This is a genomic window from Pedobacter sp. SYSU D00535, assembly GCF_017355855.1.
Classification (GTDB): domain Bacteria; phylum Bacteroidota; class Bacteroidia; order Sphingobacteriales; family Sphingobacteriaceae; genus Desertivirga.
In genome coordinates, this window is sequence record NZ_JAFEWD010000006.1 from 215,658 (window position 1) to 231,656 (window position 15,999).

The following is a 15,999-nucleotide window of genomic DNA, read 5'->3' on the forward strand; positions in this document are numbered from 1 at the left end:
GAGCCGACTCGTTAAGAATTCCTTTCCTATCTTTGCGGCTCTATGCGGCAAATCGAAAACTTTATTGAGAGAAACCCGGGATACGCTTTCTGCTTCCTGTTACTGCTGGCTATCCCCTGTTTCTTTGTGAATCTCGGTCTCTTACCTTTATTCGCGGACGAGCCTACCCGGGCGAATGTCGCCCTCGAGATGATTCTTAGCGGCAATTATTCAGTTCCAACAATCGGGGGGGAGTACTACTACAACAAGCCACCGGTCTACAATTGGATTTTAGCCTTTTTTTATTTGTCGCTTGGCAGTTATTCCGAGTTTGTGACCCGCTTACCGGCCATCATCCCGATGTTCGGCTTCGCCATCACCATTTATATTGCTGTCAATCATTTCCTAAAGGATAGAAGGATTGCGCTGGTCAGTGCGATTTTTTTTATGGTCAATGGCCGGATGTTGATCTACGACTCGATGCTCGGGCATATCGACATCTTCTACTCCTGGCTCACCTTCATTTCGTTCATGTGCACTTTCTACTTCTACGAAAGGCAACAGTGGTTTTGGCTTTTTCTAACGTCCTACCTCATTACGGCGGTCACCTTTCTAAGCAAGGGAATGCCCTCCATTGTCTTCCAGGGATTTACCATTCTTACCCTGTTAATTTATACGCGTAACTTCAAAAGGTTTTTCAGCTGGCAGCACATTTTGTCGGGCTTGATCTGTCTTACTATTATAGGGGCTTATTTCTATAACTATTCGAGGTTCAATCCCAATCTGGATGGCTATTTAAGTACGATTTGGGATCAAAGTAGCCAGCGGACAGCCGGAAGGGTAGGACTGGGTAAAAGCCTACTGCACGTTCTTTCATTTCCGTTCGAGCATCTGGGACATCTTTTCCCTGCCAGTCTGCTCGTTCTCTTTTGTCTGCATAAAGGCTTTATTCAGGGACTGAAACGGAATGCCTTTTTGAAGTACATCGCTTTGATCTTTCTCGCAAATATCTGGGTGTACTGGCTTTCGCCTGAAACCAGACCGCGGTATCTCTTGATGTTATACCCCTTGTTGTTTATCATCTGGGCGCATGCCTATTATACTTATCGGGAATCGCTCCCCGTCATGAATAAAATCTTCAATGTGGTGCTGCTCGTACTGGGAATTTTAGTGACGCTTTCTGTACCTCTGGCCTTCTTATCGGACCTGCAGGGCTACGTAGCGTATTTGCCTTTAAAGATTGCGCTCGTCTTTTTCGGATGTGCCCTGTTCACCTGGTTCATCTGGCGTTTCAAACAGCATAAGTTAATTCCCTTTATCGCTTTTTTACTCATCGTACGTCTCGGCTTTAGTTGGTTTGTATTGCCTCACCGTGCTACCCATGATACGGGGAATTACTATAAGTCGGCGGCTATGGAAATGGGAAAAATGAGTCAAAACGCCAGCTTTTATTTTTATCAGTACCATCCGGCAGTGTTGAATATTCCTTTTCATGATCGGCTGATTTTTTATATCGAACGGACACGCATGACGAAGGTAAAATTCACTGAAAGTGATGCTATGCCAGGTTATTATCTTACCTTTGACCGCGATTTGAAAAATCCTAAAGCAGTATTGCTGAAGACCTATGAAAGCAATCTGAAATTATTTAAAGTAGAATGAGGGAACTTTCAGTAGTTATTACAGTCCTAAACGAGCGGGAGAACATTGCTCCGATGATTGAAGCTTTGGGGAAAGCTTTGCTAAATATTGATTACGAAGTGATTTTTGTGGATGACGGTTCTTCTGACGGTACGCAAAAGGAAATACGTAAACACGCAACCGATAGGATAGTACTGGTTGAGTTAAGGAAAAACTACGGTCAGAGTACGGCAATGACCGCTGGTATTGATCATGCAAGTGGTAAATATGTGGCCCTGCTCGACGGCGATCTGCAGAACGATCCTTCTGACATTCCCTTCATGCTTCAAAAACTGAAAGATGAGGATTGGGATGTGGTGGCCGGCAATCGTAAAAATCGCCAGGACGGGATGTTCCTGCGGAAAATTCCTTCTAAAATTGCCAATGCAATTATCCGGCGCATGACCGGTGTATACATCAAAGATTATGGCTGTACGCTGAAAGTTTTCAAAAAAGAGATTGCGGAGGATTTGGGTATTTACGGAGAACTTCACCGTTTTATTCCCGTGCTTGCCAAGTTACAAGGCGCTAATATCACTCAGGTAGATGTAAAACATCATGCCCGGATGTTCGGTAAATCCAAATATGGATTAAACCGTACCTTCAAAGTAATGGCCGACCTGATCACGATGGTGTTCTTCCGGAAGTACATTCAAAAACCAATGCACCTTTTCGGAACACTAGGTTTTATCTCATTGGCAATCGGCATACTGATCAACTTTTACTTACTGGTTCTGAAAGTACTTGGACAGGATATCTGGGGGAAACCGCTTTTGATTTTGGGACTTATTTTGTTACTTGGAGGAATACAACTAATCACCATCGGGATTTTAGCAGAAATAAGCATTCGGACCTACTTCGAGGGAACCAACCGTAAAACGTATCAGGTTAGAAGAATTTTTAATGGACAGGAAGAAAAAACTCTGGAACACTATTAAAACCCCTCTTAAAATCGGGGTCACCTGCGCTCTTATTTATTACGTGTTCCAGAAAATCGATGTAAGGGATCTGAAAAGACTCTACCTTACCAGTAACCTGTTTTTCATTTTCCTGGCGCTGCTTTCCTTCTTATCTTCCCAGTTCATCTCGTCCTGGCGCTTGTTAAGTTTCTTAAAGTCGATCGGCATCAACGTCAGCTTTTGGTACAACTTCAGACTGTACATGCTGGGTATGTTCTATAACATCTATGGAGGAATAGGAGGCGATGGGTACAAAATTTACCTTCTTCGGAAGCGCTTCCAACAACCTACCAAGCGCATTTTCTTCGCACTTTTGCTCGACAGGGTAAGCGGCCTATGGGCCCTCGGTTTTATATCCGTTATTCTGATCCTTCTAATCCCACGACTGAATATTCCGATCCCGCTGGTGTTATTTGTGCTTCTGGCAGGTACAGCGGCCTACTATTTTGTGCTGCAAAAGTTCTTCAGCATCTATAATAACAACTTTTTAAAAGCACATGCCAAAGCAGTAGCAGTTCAGTCATTACAGCTGTTAAGCGTTATTTTTATACTGCTTTCGCAGGATTTCACGGGCAAGTTCTCTCCGTACCTGTTTAGTTTTTTGGTCTCTTCAGTAGCGGCAATTATCCCGATAGGGGCCTTCGGTTTTGGAACGAGAGAATATGTGATGACACACGCTTCCAGCGTTTTTGAGATGCGGCAAGCTTTGGCTGTTTATGTCACGCTCACCTTTTCTTTTATCTCCACCTTCATTTCTCTCTCAGGCGTATACTTTGTGTACCAATCCAAAGAGTTTGAACCGGCGCCAACCGAAGAAGAAGCAGAGCAATTTGAGGAAGAGGCGGATAAGGCTATAGAAGAACAGTCTCCTTCTCCTTAAACCACTGATAAAAAGCGTCCAGTCCTTCCATCAATTCTGTGGATGGGTTATATCCCAAAAGTCTTTGCGCTTTCGAAATATTGGCATAAGTGCGGGGAACGTCCCCCGGCTGCTCATGTTGGCGGTCAATGATAGCCGACTTGTTACAGGTCTGCTCTATTGCACTAATCAGCTCCGCCAGCGTCACCGTTTTGTGATTTCCCAGATTAATGATTTCGAAATTCGTTTCTTCGTATTCTACAGCTGCTAAAATTCCTTTTACGGTATCCTGCACAAAGGTATAGTCACGACTAGTAGAGCCATCGCCATAAACAGGGATCGCTTCATTGCGGAGTATGGACTTGAAGAATTTATGGATCGCGAGGTCGGGCCGTTGTCCGGGACCGTAAACAGTAAAAAAGCGTAGTGCTAAAAAACGAATCCCGTAAAGGTGGCTGTACACATGTCCCAGCATTTCCCCCGACAGCTTGGTGGATGCATAGGGACTAATGGGAAGCAGTTTTTCCTCTTCATGCCAGGGCACGTTTTCGTTTACTCCGTACACACTGCTCGAAGACGCGAAAACAAACTGCTTGATCCCTCTTGTTCTGGCAAACTCCAGCAAGTTCTGTGTTCCGCTTACGTTTACGTCCTGGTATAAAATGGGATTTTTGATACTTGGTCTGACGCCCGCTTTTGCCGCCAGATGGATGATCACGTCTACGCCCTCGGCTTTTTCAAGGTCGGCCATTTGCCGGATGTCTCCCTCTATCAGTGCAAATTCTGCCCGCCCCCTAAATTCGGATAAGTTTGACTCCTTTTGTTGCCTCGGGTAAAAAGTGTCGAAATTATCGATGACAGTTACTTTGTAATCTTTTGCCAAAAGGGCCTTAACTAAATTGCTGCCGATAAATCCCGCGCCTCCTGTAACCAGAACGTGTTTCATTGAAAATTGAATAAGGGCGTAAAATTACAGTTTTAATTTTTGATCCATCAGGCTCAAGTTCACCAAACCGTAAAATATGGCGTAAACTTTGATCTTTTAAATGTAGTAGGTAAATCGCGTCAGGTATTAATTTTTTAATTTGCGCTCCCTAAAGTTCCAAATATGAAGATTATAATAACGGGTGCAAGCAGCGGTGTTGGTTTTGAAGCGGTGCTTGATTTGATATTAAGCAACAAACATGAAGTTATCGCTCTTGCTCGATCTGAAGATAAGTTAAGAAAACTCTATGAGATTGCAACGGGTCTAAACCCTGAATGTAAGTTGTACCCCGCAAAATTTGATATCGTTCACGATGATTATTCTTCCCTTGTATCTTTTGTCAAGGATCGGATTGGGGGAGTAGATGTGTTAATCAACAATGCGGGAGCACTCATCAACAAACCCTTTGCAGAGACATCGCAACTAGACTTTGCAGAAATGCTGCAAAGTAATTTGCTGGGACATGTAAAAATGATTCAGCATATGTTGCCATTACTGAATGAAGGAGCTCATGTCGTTAATATAGGAAGTATGGGTGGCTTCAATGGGAGTGCAAAATTTGCAGGCCTGGCGGCGTATTCCGCTAGTAAAGCAGCTTTGCATACCTTGACGGAATGCCTGGCACAGGAATACGCTTCAGAAAATATAAAATTTAACTGCCTGGCCCTGGGCTCGGCACAGACCGAGATGCTGGAACAGGCCTTCCCGGGATATCAGTCTCCCGTTATGGCGTTTGAAATGGGAAAATATATTGCCGACTTTGCGTTAACCGGCCATAAGTTTTTCAATGGTAAAGTGCTTCCCGTGGCCGTCACAACTCCTTAATTATGGAAAGACAATCGATTTTCGTACTCGTTCTTGCGCTCTTGTTTGCGGCTTGCCAGGGTGATAACAAAAACACCGGTGCAAGCAGGGAAACAGAAGCTCAGCCCAGCAAAACGGAGGAGCAAACAGCGCCTTTGGCTTCGCCTCCCTGGACGGCGGAGTTCAATGAACAAAAGCAGGAACTTGAGCTACGGCAGCATTATCCGGATAGGGAGGATATTCCTGTAGAAGACATTGTGTCCTCTTTAAATAAAAAGTACCCTCAAATTCCCTTGCAGATGCTGGGAATGCACGGGGATACGCTGGCTGTTACGATCACAGATGCAACGGCTTTATCTCGCGAGATGGGCTCAGCAGGGGCAGAAGCTTACCTGGCAGAAGCAACTTTTTCGTTAACGGAGGCGAGAGGTGTCAAGGCAGTAGCATTTAAATTTGAGGAAGGCGATCATGCTATGCCTGGCGTATACACCCGGGAAAGCTTCCAAGATTTTAATTAATCTGTTACCTATCCTTTGCTTAGAACGTCATTATTAGAAACCGAACAATCATGAAGAAAATTTTTGCACTGCTGCTACCATTAATGGTGTTGCTGGCTTCTTGTCAGAAGAATCAATACATCATACCAAATAGAACTATAATCGTCGACTTGGGACCTAACCGCTGGATAGCCTCGAATGGAGGAAGGAATTATACAGCCGAGATCGACATGCCTGAAATTACTGATGATTTTAATGAAAGAGGAGGAGTCCTCGCGTACGTTTCATTTGGCGACCGCACCTATGAGCAATTACCTCAGGTGTATAATGGGGTGTCCTATAGCTACGTAACCAGACCCGGCCAACTAGTGATAGAATTGCAGAGTTCCGACGGTACAACTGTAATTAATCGACCGGGAGGAGAAGTGACGGTAAAAATAGTCCTGGTAGAATCTGAATACGAATAAAAAAGGCGCCTTGGAGCGCTTTTTTTTGTGGATATTGTCTTTTTATTTTTCTGCTCTTAAAGCCGGACAGAGCCCTAAGTGTTCTCCATGAGTTAAGAGCGCTGCGCTGAACTCTTAGACCAGAAAGGGGGCAACCAATAGACAAGTCTATTTAATGCTAGGAAGCAGGGCCGAAATTAGCGACAAGCCTAAGAAAGGTCGCCATATCTTTGACAGTAGATTTTTACTTTTATATTTAGGAAATAAATCGTTTATAGATCATAATCCTACCCCGGTCATGAAAAACCTATACTTATTACCGCTGATTCTTCCGCTTTTCTGCTGCTTCTCGACAGCTTATTCTCAGGCTAGCATTGACGATGGTAAAGCTTTAAAAAGCACCATTCATATCGACAACTTGGTCAAAAAAGAGATGGATAAGCAGCATATATTTGGACTATCCTTAGCGATTGTAAAGAACGGCAAGTTGTTAATGGCAAAAGGTTATGGGTTAGCAGATATCGAAAATAATATTTCCGCCTCTGAGGAGACTGTATATAAAATAGGTTCGGTAAGTAAGCAGATGGTTGCAGCCGCTATTATGCTATTAATGCAGGAGGGTAAACTAGAATTATCTGATTCTTTGCCAAAGTTTTTTAAAAACGCACCTGAATCTTGGAATAAAATCACTATACGCCATCTGCTAAACCATACTTCTGGCTTACCTCGCGATTCTCCGCTTTTGGATAATATAAAACAACAGCCAGATTCCGTGTTAATCGAAGGTTCGTATAAAAGCAAGTTATTATTTGAGCCTGGGACGAATTGGAGGTATTGCAATCTCGGATATTTCATGTTAGCGGATATAATTCGTCAATTGTCTCGTCAATCTTTCGAGGATTTTATGCACAAAGAGATTTTTAAGAAATATAATCTCTATAGTACAAGAACAACATCATTTGCAGAAATCGTTAAAAATCGAGCTTCAGGCTACATTTATAAGAGTTCTGATAGTATTTATAATGCGAAAGATTACCTGTCCTTGCGTCCAAGCGGGGCTTTTTTGTCTTCAGTAAGCGACTTAGTTAAATGGGAAATGTTAATTCAAAACAACCAGATACTGCACAAGAAAAACTGGGATACAATGTGGAATGACAAGGTAAAGACTTCCAACTCTAACCTAGGTCCATACGAATATTATGGATATGGTTGGGATGTCAATGAATATAAGAATTTGCGGACCGTCCACCATGACGGTACACTCCCTGGTTTTACTAGTAGTTACTTTCGGTTTATAGATAGTAAGTCAGCTATTATCATTTTAACTAACACTCATAATGCATATCCAAAGAATATAGTGTTGGCTTTAGCAGACTTAATATTCAACGAAGAAAGTAAAAAAAAATAACGATCTCATTCATTCGAGACCTTTGCTGTTCGATATGTTCCAAAGGGCATGTCGAACTCTCAGATGAAGGAGATTTCAAATCTCCTACTTCTCATCCTTTTGCTTGCTAACCTGTATGTCCAGGATCATTATCGGGATTGCAAATCCCTCTTTATCTCATAATTCGACATGCCTTCCAAAACATGTCGAACAGCGCCGAATTAATTGCACAACCACCGTTACCAGCACTGGAGTAAATAAAAGCATAGAGCGTTGCTGACTAAAAGCATTTGGTCGGTTTTTTTTGCGCTTTTGTGTAACGGTTAAGGGTTTGAGTTGTGTCCGATTAAATGGCAGTCACCTATTTCCTCGCACTGAAGTAATTATAAATGTAGAAAAGGAACGTGAAATACTCGCTCGGCCGAGCATAATTTAGACCCGATGTTAGTGGCAGTACATTTTTATTTGTTTATTTTCTCCATCATGTCATTAGGACTTGATAAAGGTAAAAAGCCAAACTTCTTATATAAGCCATGTGCATCATTAGTCCCTAATCCCCATCTACGTATTCCCTGTAATTCTTCGTTAGACATTATTTCCTGCATTAGCATTTTCCCGATACCTTTACCTTGATACTCTTCTAGTATGAATACATCGAGTAACCAGGCAAAGACAGCAAAATCAGTGATGACCCGTGCAAAGCCAATTTGCTGGTTCTCTTTGTTAAATACGCCAAAGCAAAATGAATTTGCTATTGATTTTTCTACAGTTGATTTGTTCCTAGTTTTGGCCCAGTATGATTTATTATTGAGAAAGTCGGTTATTAAGTCAAGATCTAACTTACTTTTGTCAGTCGATACATAGAATTTTGTACTCATTGTTCATTTGTCGTTGTATTGCCACTGTTGCGGCATTGATTGCACGTCACTTTCAAGCAAGCACTAGTGTAGTAGCAAGCACTGAAATAACATAAGCCAAGTCGCCCGCAATTGCAACAGAGCCGATGTTACTTGCCGTTTTTATAGTTCTTTTTTCATAAAGTCCGAGATAAGCTTTTCATTTGTGTCCGCGCTATTTGAAAGTGCATTAATAATTTTTCTTCTCTCATTCTCCGTCCGGTTTTGACTTAACTTCTTTTTTGCCTGAAGATCAGTAACAACAATCTCAAAGCTTACAATGCCTTTTATCATTTTTGATTTAAAATCTTGAGGTAAACTATTCCATTGCCTCATATATGAGCTTTCATAATTGTCAATTGTATTCGCAAGGACATCAAAGACATCTTCTGTTTGAGTTATCAAGGTCGCCTGTCCGTAAGCATGAATAGATATATAATTCCATGTTGGAACATTTAACTCTTTTTCATAATGTTTGGGTGATATGTAAGCATGAGGTTCACTAAAAATCACTAAAACAATGTTGTTTTCCAAGTCTTTCCATTGTTCATTTGCTTGGGCAAAATGAGAAGTCAATACTATGTTCTCATTTCTTGCGGAAACAATGAAAGGCAAATGAGTCGCAATGGGAAAATTATCTTTGGCACTTATGATGGTCGCAAAACTGAATCTTTTCATAAAATCAATAATCTCAGTCTTGTCTGTCATTAAGTTCAGGTTGGATATATACATTTCTGATAGTTTGATTAGAACTGTCTTTTGAAATAGCAAGTAACGATTATAGTTTACGCTGTGAGTGACGCCCATGTAAGCAGGACGATAGCGCAAACCATTTGTTATAAGCTGTTTTTCTTTTTAGCGAATATGTTCGATAATTTCTTGAAGTTCAGTCGGATTGTTTCTATTCGCCTCTAAACGACCAATTTTTCCAAGTACAAAAGCGTTAAATAGGTCATTGGGTTCTGAAAGCCGGTTTTGTTTTTTCATTTTATTATTCAAAAGCAAAGCTTGCGGAGTTCTTATAATGCCCCACGGAAAACCCCACCAACCAAACAATGCAGACTTAATCATCGCCCTATCATTGGCTTTGTCCAGACAATTAGGGCAAGCAACTTTTAATTCTTTTTGATAATTAGTCATTATGATGAAACTAATCACGCTTCCAGTCATAGTGGCATTTAACTTCTCGTCAGTCGATTTACAGAGTGGACATGGAAGCCCTCTTAGAAGTTCAGCATATTCTGATAATATCCGGTCGTCAACTTCTTGAAGCTGTGCATCGATTCCTTTGATAATCGATCCCGAAAGCCCGCGTTCCTTAATAACTTGCTTAAGAAGGTCGACTGCTTCAGGTCTAAGTCCCGCTGCCTCTTCAGTCGCAATTCGGGTTAACTTATTGTCGTCAAATCTTTCGTAGTTTTTTCGTAGTTGGTCTAAGCTTGGCTCCATGTCGGGTTTTGTCAAATGGCTTATGTCGGTTTGGGCTTTGCGAAGATGGCGGATAGAAAGTACTTCATTGCTATGCGGCACAAAACTTAGTTAAATGTAGAAAATTTTCTGAACAACGTCACCCGCCATTTTTGCAAAGCTCATGTTATAAGCTGCCTTTCTCATTATTGAACCAGTAATTATCGTCTAAAAAACATCCAGTCGTTTTGATGGTTCCAGCTGAGAGTACGAATGCTCTTCCTTTCTCCGACAAAGCGTCGAATGAATTGTTAAGATTCTTTCCATCCTTGATTTCTTTGGTCACTGTATAGGTGATTTCCGGAATCTCAGGAAGTCGGCCAAAAGAGAAACACCAGGCTATGTTTATCAAAGTGCCTTGGATTATTTCAATTCGGTCCAATTTCATATCCGAACTTGTTTGTTCCAACAAGAGTAATAAGCATTTGTCTCTCTTAGAGTTTAGAAAAACGGCATCATCAATTTTCCATTTTTTAATGAAGGAAGTATCTGCGATAACGGAGCGGTTGTCGGCATTTTTTAAACTCGGTATAACCTTGAATGCAGCAGTTTGGATCTCGCTATAAATTTCCTGTCCTTTTAACGACTCTAGCGAAGACTTGAAGCAAGATAACTTACTACTCATGCTCGGTTTGCAAGCAAAGGCCAATAGTAAAAAGGGTAGCAGAATTATATAAAGTCCTAGTCGGGTCGTCAATTGCTATGTCTTTTTAAGGTTGCTAATAACGGTTAAGGGTTTGAGTTGTGCCCAATTGAAAGGTGGCCACCTGTCACCCCTGTACTAGAATAATTAAAAAGAAGAAAGGAACGAGATTCACATCACCCGGGCATAACTGATGCCCAATGTTACCTGCAATTTTTCTCCCATCGAATTAATTATCGGAGGTTCATCTCAGTTACTATTACTTTTGCTGTTGGCCTTTGTCGTAATCAATAAGACGCCCCGTTCTCCAGCATTTCCAAAAATCTTCACCCCTTTTTCCTTTTTTAGAAGTTCGATATTTTTTATGTCGCTCTTGGAGAGCTTCATGCTCTTCAAATTAATCTTTTTCGGATTCACATATTCAATTCCATCAATCACCAAAATTGGTCGTTCAGAAATCAATCCTTTTTTTGAAAGTTCTTGGATTTTTTGAAAGAGGAATGTTCGGTCTTGCTTGGTATCGTCAAGGTAATACCTATTCATACCGCATGCCGAAAGAAGCAGTGTCAAGAAAATAAAAGTATAGTGTTTCGTCATATGCAGTGCAGCATGGGTTCGTGGATAATTGTCGGGCTCGTTTGTGGCAGTAGTTTCTGGCATCTAAAATTGCAGGTAACGTTAAGTGTTTGCGAAGATGGCGAATAGAAAGCACTTCATTGTCGCCCAGGAAAAAACTAGTTAAATGTATAAGTTTTCGAGAATAACATCACCCGCCATTTTTGCAATAGCCTGTGTTAGTTGCGGATGTTCTTTAGTTCGCCTAGTCGTTTGCAATTGCCGTTTCAGTTTTTTTAATCTATTCGTTTTAATAATCTGTAATAAATAATATTTCCTTTTCCATCGTCCAATGTCATCATTAAATTCCCCTTTTTTAAAAGTTCATTAACATCAATTGCAAATAGATTTACGCCCCATATTTCTTGATAACCTTTAATGTCTTTATTGACAATAGAAACAAATTGTCCACTTAACTTGTAATCGGGCGTTCTGTCGGCAGATAAAGCACCGAAAATTTCTTTTAATTCCTTAGCCAGATAATCATAATCTTTATCAGACATCATTGAATATACTTTGCCATTTTCGTAGAACGCAAACCATTGGTGTTTTTGGGGCCAAGGATTTGTCTTGTTTATCGTTTCCTCATTAGGTAATTCTACTTTTTTCCAAAAGCCGATCAATTCAGAAAGTGTAGGTGGCCCGCCTGCTTCTGACTTGTTCTCTTGGCCGAAAACGGAAATGGAAACAAAAGTCAATATAAAAATGGTTAGACTTCTTAGTATCATAAAGGTTGTTTTTATTCTACAACACATTCATCAGGTTGCTCTCGGTACTCTTTGAGTCTTTCAAGGTAAGTGATATCCTTCGCAATTACACGGTCTGTTCGATATAGATGTCTTGTCCATAATGGATATTTGAATTTCTTTGAAACGTTTCTCAACGCTGTTCCAGTAAGGTTATAAGCATTATAAACCCAATAGCTGTGATTGTTTCTAAATTTATGATTCAAACTTAAAATTTCGAACTCTCCATCCGAGTCTATGTCATATTCATCTTCATAAGCAAAGTCAAAGAATGAAACGATTTTCATTTCATCTTTAAAAGTAAAAAGATAGACCTTGGTCGATTGGCTCCCAGCAAGACCGCTACCGAAATTATAGACCAAAAATTTTAAGTCATGCAGTCCATTTCCATCGATATCAGCCATTTTAACCCTGTCGTCCATAGTCCACATTCTAATTGACAATTCGCGGCTCTTCGCTAACTTGCCGTTTCGATAAACATTGATAACAGACGACTCAGATGATTTTCTCTCAGTGAATGTAACCTGAAGGTCCTCAATTCCATTGAAAGCGGGTAGGTGTAATTTTGCTGTAAACGTTGAGTCTTTTTCATCCTGTCCAATAGTCAAGGCAATTTTCTTGTAATTGATTTTCTTGGCATCGCAAAAATGAGTCTGACCGTATAGAACGTTGTTAAAAGTTAAGACAAGAATGATGATTGTTAGAAGTCGGTTCATTTTACAATTCTGACTAACCTTACTTAATCATTTGACTATTAAGCTGTTTTTCTTCCCACTTTTGCCGGTATCTTTTCTCGGAAAATATACCAAGTTCATTGGGATCTATTCCAAGTTTAGCAATTTTCTTTCGGATTGCTGCCAGGTGCTTCCGCCTTTCGTCAAGAAAAACATAGGCGTTCTTTGGTTTGTAAGCTTCTCCTTTGGTGATCATATGATAGAGTATAACTGCAATCTTTCTTGCGGTAGCCGTAATTGCTGCTTGCCTTCCTTTTTGAAAGCTATCCGTTTGAAGAATCTTCCCAGGTCTGATTCTTTAAGGTTTCCAACTGCATTGGCGGCATTTCGTAAGACTATTTTTAACCTGTTGCTTCCTTTGTGGATATGATTGGAGAGCGTTTTACCGCCACTTATCTTATTGTTTGGAGCCAGCCTGAGCCAGGAGGAGAAATGCTTAGCTGTAGGAAACTTTTTAACCCTTCGGGTCCATTTCACTCATCAGAATTAATACCCTCGAATGGCTTACTCCGGGGATCTCATAAATGTCTACACCGTGAAAATACTGATAGGAGATACGGTTTAAATCAACGCCTTCTATCGAATTTTTATTAACTCGTTTAAAAGGTTTAGCTGCCGGTTCTGCTACCTGTGATGTCTTTACTAACTCCTGCAGGAACTGGGGCTTTTCGGGCATCACATTTCTGGATTTGGCTCAGATAAAAGACATGCCGCTCATATTCCTGCTGCAAGCCGAACAGGTAATCCTCCCGCTGATTGGACACTAGTGCTTTAGCTATTTCCTCCTCCGACTTCCGGCAATTATAATGACGGTGACGAGCCAGCTCTTTTGGATCAGTTACGCCCTTGCATATCTTTTCAATGATCTTAAGGCCGGTAAGTCCTGTTACGTCCCGGACTACTATATCCAGCCTGAAATTCAGCAGCTTGAGGAACTTTTGCATCTTGTGGCAGGCATCTGCTTTCTGATCAATCATATTAGCCCGGTGACGGCAAAGCGTCCTTAATTTTTCGGTCGTATCATCCGGTAGAAAGCTTGAGGGCAATAAGCCTAGTGAATGTAGTTTCTGTATCCACTGGCAGTCTCTTACATCGGTCTTTTTCCGGTTCATGCTCTTGGTGAACCTGCCGCTGGTCAGTACCACCTCAATGTCTGAGTTAATTAGTTCAACATACAGGTTTTGCCAGTATGTGCCGGTTGATTCAAGAGCTGCAGAGGTAATACCGTGGTCCTTAAGCCACTTGCAGAGCTCCTTTAAATCTTCAGCATATACACCAAACTCCCGGACATCTTTGTCTTGCTGACCAATTGCAACATAGTGAGAACGGCTTCCGACATCAATACCTGCGCAATGGGCATTGATGATCTTCATAGATACTTCCTTCTTTTTCATTTTAGATTTGATGATAAAAAAAGGCCTTAAGAGGATGTATATTTACCTTTGAATATTATTCTGATCGGGGTTCGTCCGCCAGACGACCACCATTGAAATTTTCAACTGCCTCAAGCCCGAAACTTGAGGCTTTTTACATCCCATACCCGAATGACACTGGGACTTGTCAGCACAAGACTAACAGAGATACCATTTTAAAAACCGGTCTTCCTAAAGGCCGATTGAATTTAGTACGCTTCCACGTTAGCTCAGGAAATTAATTGGAATTTCTAATAGGGAGAATTACAGCTAACGGTTAGAGTTTGCGTTGTGCCCGAATAGAAAGCACTTCTTTGTCGCCCGAGTACTAAAGTAATTAAATAGCAGAACAGAACAAGAACTACGTCACCAGGGCATAATGCAAACCTGATGTTATAAGCCGTTTTTCTTATTTCGTCAACCATATGTCGATTTTCTTTAGGGTCAATAAGTTAATTGTCCAATAAATTGCAAGTGCTATTATTCCTAAAAAGCTCGATATGACTAAATCCTTAATTCCCAATTGCTGATGCCAAAATAGCAAGCCAAAAATTAGTCCGCCGACAATGCATAGCACTATAAAAAATGGTCGTATTGCTAAGCCAAGAACTACCTTGTTCCTTTTGAATTTATTCCAGACGGGAATGGTCAAAATATATTGAATAATCAGTGCAATTATTGTCACAGGCAGAATTAATATTAGGTCGCTATCTATTTGGACATCTTCGTCGGGTCCGAATTGTCGTGTATGAAAAATAGATTCAATTTTCAGCAGTCCCCAAATTGTTAAAACTCCCAATAATGTTGGAAAGAAAGTCTTTAAAAGTTTGGTCATTCAAGCTATGTCGGTTTTTTTAAAATGGCTTATAACGGTAAGGCTTGTAGCAGTTGCGGAATTATTAGCAGGTTAGCCGCAAGCCAGCACTAATGTAATAGAAAGCAGTGGAGTAACATAAACCACGTCAGCCGCAATTGCAACAAAGTGATGTTAGCAGAAGTTTCTCTTTAGTCCACAGTAACGGTATGCGTCTTACCTTCTGAGGAACTAAATTCAAGAATTTGTTTTTTGTTTCTGTTCGTCATGGCAACCCGAAAACTTCCGTCTCCAAAATTTAGCCCGCTTTTTAAGGCAAATAGGTCAGTTTTGTTAATTAACTTTTCAAAAGGCAAATACTTGTATCTTCTGTATGTTTCAAAGGTATGTCTGGTGTCATCCAACGTTGCGAAACCGAAGCTATAGCGTCTCGTTTGATAGTCTTTGTTGTCGGAGACAAAAGTGTAGATTTGGTCAGTTTCATAATCTTGAGAAACCACGATAAATAAAAGTATTCCTACAACTCCTTGCAGAAAACCAAGAATTAAGATAGTTGTTCCGATACCCCGTAATATCTTGGAAGTTAAATTTCTGACTTTATAAAGACGATAAATCGTTAAACTTAAATACAGGTATTCTAAGGAAAATATTAAATAATCAGGGTAGTCGCCTTTAAGTGAAAAACCCAGATAGAACAAGAGATTGTGGGTGGTAAATAATAGAAAAGCCCAAAGGAAATATTTCTTGTAAGCCTGAAGGTCAACATAATTGGATAAAACGAGTCCGAGAAGTGGAAACCCCAAGAACATCGTCAGGTATATTATGTAGGTCGGGTTCATGAAATTTCTGCTAACGGTGAGTGTTTATATTGTGCCCGCTTAACAGCACTTCCGTGTCGAGCTGCACTAATGTAACTAAAAAGCAGAAAACTTCGAGAACCACGTCAATTGGGCATAATTTAAAGCATCCATGTAAAAGCAGTAAATTTAAGTAACCATAAACTGCGAAATCATGGACACAAAACTTACTGCTTTACCAAAGCTATTCATTGGTTTAGATATTCACAAGAAAAGTTG

At 40.7% G+C, this 15,999-nt stretch carries 20 protein-coding genes; 7 read left to right on the forward strand and 13 right to left on the reverse strand.

The features are described from left to right. Window positions 1-42 precede the first annotated feature (42 nt). The 3 genes from J4N23_RS14400 to J4N23_RS14410 are packed head-to-tail and all read left to right on the forward strand — an operon-like array spanning window position 43 to window position 3,498. Window positions 43-1,641: a glycosyltransferase family 39 protein gene (locus J4N23_RS14400; protein WP_207428295.1), complete on the forward strand. Its 1,599-nt coding sequence runs from the start codon at window positions 43-45 to the stop codon at window positions 1,639-1,641. After that, window positions 1,638-2,597, forward strand: coding sequence for a glycosyltransferase family 2 protein (locus J4N23_RS14405; RefSeq protein WP_207428297.1), 960 nt, complete (start codon window positions 1,638-1,640; stop codon window positions 2,595-2,597). The genes J4N23_RS14400 and J4N23_RS14405 overlap by 4 nt, the downstream gene beginning before the upstream one ends. Further along, window positions 2,563-3,498 (forward strand): lysylphosphatidylglycerol synthase transmembrane domain-containing protein, encoded by a 936-nt coding sequence (locus J4N23_RS14410; RefSeq protein WP_207428299.1) that lies wholly within the window; start codon window positions 2,563-2,565, stop codon window positions 3,496-3,498. Before J4N23_RS14405 ends, J4N23_RS14410 begins: the two co-directional genes overlap by 35 nt. On the opposite strand, the gene J4N23_RS14415 is transcribed toward J4N23_RS14410, so the two are convergent. Next, window positions 3,470-4,423, reverse strand: a complete 954-nt coding sequence (locus J4N23_RS14415) for a GDP-mannose 4,6-dehydratase (RefSeq protein ID WP_207428300.1) — start codon at window positions 4,421-4,423, stop codon at window positions 3,470-3,472. The genes J4N23_RS14410 and J4N23_RS14415 overlap by 29 nt on opposite strands. A 162-nt stretch (window positions 4,424-4,585) precedes the next feature. Between J4N23_RS14415 and J4N23_RS14420 the strand changes: the two genes are divergently transcribed. The 4 genes from J4N23_RS14420 to J4N23_RS14435 all read left to right on the forward strand — a co-directional run bounded on the left by J4N23_RS14420 (window position 4,586) and on the right by J4N23_RS14435 (window position 7,617). After that, complete coding sequence (locus J4N23_RS14420; protein WP_207428302.1) at window positions 4,586-5,287, forward strand: SDR family oxidoreductase; 702 nt, start codon at window positions 4,586-4,588, stop codon at window positions 5,285-5,287. A gap of 2 nt (window positions 5,288-5,289) precedes the next feature. Further along, on the forward strand, window positions 5,290-5,784 hold the full coding sequence (locus tag J4N23_RS14425; RefSeq protein WP_207428304.1) for a hypothetical protein: 495 nt from the start codon (window positions 5,290-5,292) through the stop codon (window positions 5,782-5,784). A gap of 50 nt (window positions 5,785-5,834) precedes the next feature. Then, window positions 5,835-6,230 carry a hypothetical protein gene (locus J4N23_RS14430; RefSeq protein WP_207428306.1) on the forward strand — a complete coding sequence of 132 codons (396 nt, stop codon included), beginning with the start codon at window positions 5,835-5,837 and terminating at the stop codon, window positions 6,228-6,230. 277 nt (window positions 6,231-6,507) lie between these two features. Beyond that, window positions 6,508-7,617 (forward strand): serine hydrolase, encoded by a 1,110-nt coding sequence (locus J4N23_RS14435; RefSeq protein WP_207428308.1) that lies wholly within the window; start codon window positions 6,508-6,510, stop codon window positions 7,615-7,617. A 440-nt stretch (window positions 7,618-8,057) separates the two neighbouring features. On the opposite strand, the gene J4N23_RS14440 is transcribed toward J4N23_RS14435, so the two are convergent. From J4N23_RS14440 to J4N23_RS14495, 12 genes are all read right to left on the reverse strand, one after another. After that, window positions 8,058-8,474 carry a GNAT family N-acetyltransferase gene (locus J4N23_RS14440; RefSeq protein ID WP_207428309.1) on the reverse strand — a complete coding sequence of 139 codons (417 nt, stop codon included), beginning with the start codon at window positions 8,472-8,474 and terminating at the stop codon, window positions 8,058-8,060. Window positions 8,475-8,615: 141 nt separating this feature from the next. Then, window positions 8,616-9,299 carry an FMN-binding negative transcriptional regulator gene (locus J4N23_RS14445; protein WP_370527275.1) on the reverse strand — a complete coding sequence of 228 codons (684 nt, stop codon included), beginning with the start codon at window positions 9,297-9,299 and terminating at the stop codon, window positions 8,616-8,618. A gap of 48 nt (window positions 9,300-9,347) precedes the next feature. Further along, window positions 9,348-9,941, reverse strand: coding sequence for a hypothetical protein (locus J4N23_RS14450; RefSeq protein WP_207428311.1), 594 nt, complete (start codon window positions 9,939-9,941; stop codon window positions 9,348-9,350). 145 nt (window positions 9,942-10,086) lie between these two features. Continuing rightward, window positions 10,087-10,584 (reverse strand): hypothetical protein, encoded by a 498-nt coding sequence (locus J4N23_RS14455; RefSeq protein WP_207428312.1) that lies wholly within the window; start codon window positions 10,582-10,584, stop codon window positions 10,087-10,089. 267 nt (window positions 10,585-10,851) lie between these two features. Then, window positions 10,852-11,262: a hypothetical protein gene (locus J4N23_RS14460; RefSeq protein WP_207428313.1), complete on the reverse strand. Its 411-nt coding sequence runs from the start codon at window positions 11,260-11,262 to the stop codon at window positions 10,852-10,854. Between the two features lie 191 nt (window positions 11,263-11,453). Continuing rightward, window positions 11,454-11,945, reverse strand: coding sequence for a hypothetical protein (locus J4N23_RS14465; protein ID WP_207428314.1), 492 nt, complete (start codon window positions 11,943-11,945; stop codon window positions 11,454-11,456). An 11-nt stretch (window positions 11,946-11,956) separates the two neighbouring features. Beyond that, on the reverse strand, window positions 11,957-12,679 hold the full coding sequence (locus tag J4N23_RS14470; protein WP_207428315.1) for a hypothetical protein: 723 nt from the start codon (window positions 12,677-12,679) through the stop codon (window positions 11,957-11,959). Between the two features lie 19 nt (window positions 12,680-12,698). Next, window positions 12,699-12,893 (reverse strand): hypothetical protein, encoded by a 195-nt coding sequence (locus J4N23_RS14475; RefSeq protein WP_207428316.1) that lies wholly within the window; start codon window positions 12,891-12,893, stop codon window positions 12,699-12,701. Then, window positions 12,890-13,174: a transposase gene (locus tag J4N23_RS21270; RefSeq protein WP_207428318.1), complete on the reverse strand. Its 285-nt coding sequence runs from the start codon at window positions 13,172-13,174 to the stop codon at window positions 12,890-12,892. Before J4N23_RS21270 ends, J4N23_RS14475 begins: the two co-directional genes overlap by 4 nt. Window positions 13,175-13,305: 131 nt before the next feature. Then, complete coding sequence (locus J4N23_RS14485; protein ID WP_207428319.1) at window positions 13,306-14,091, reverse strand: transposase; 786 nt, start codon at window positions 14,089-14,091, stop codon at window positions 13,306-13,308. A gap of 427 nt (window positions 14,092-14,518) precedes the next feature. After that, window positions 14,519-14,944 carry a hypothetical protein gene (locus J4N23_RS14490; protein ID WP_207428320.1) on the reverse strand — a complete coding sequence of 142 codons (426 nt, stop codon included), beginning with the start codon at window positions 14,942-14,944 and terminating at the stop codon, window positions 14,519-14,521. 170 nt (window positions 14,945-15,114) lie between these two features. Further along, window positions 15,115-15,762 carry a hypothetical protein gene (locus J4N23_RS14495; protein WP_207428321.1) on the reverse strand — a complete coding sequence of 216 codons (648 nt, stop codon included), beginning with the start codon at window positions 15,760-15,762 and terminating at the stop codon, window positions 15,115-15,117. Window positions 15,763-15,999 lie beyond the last annotated feature (237 nt).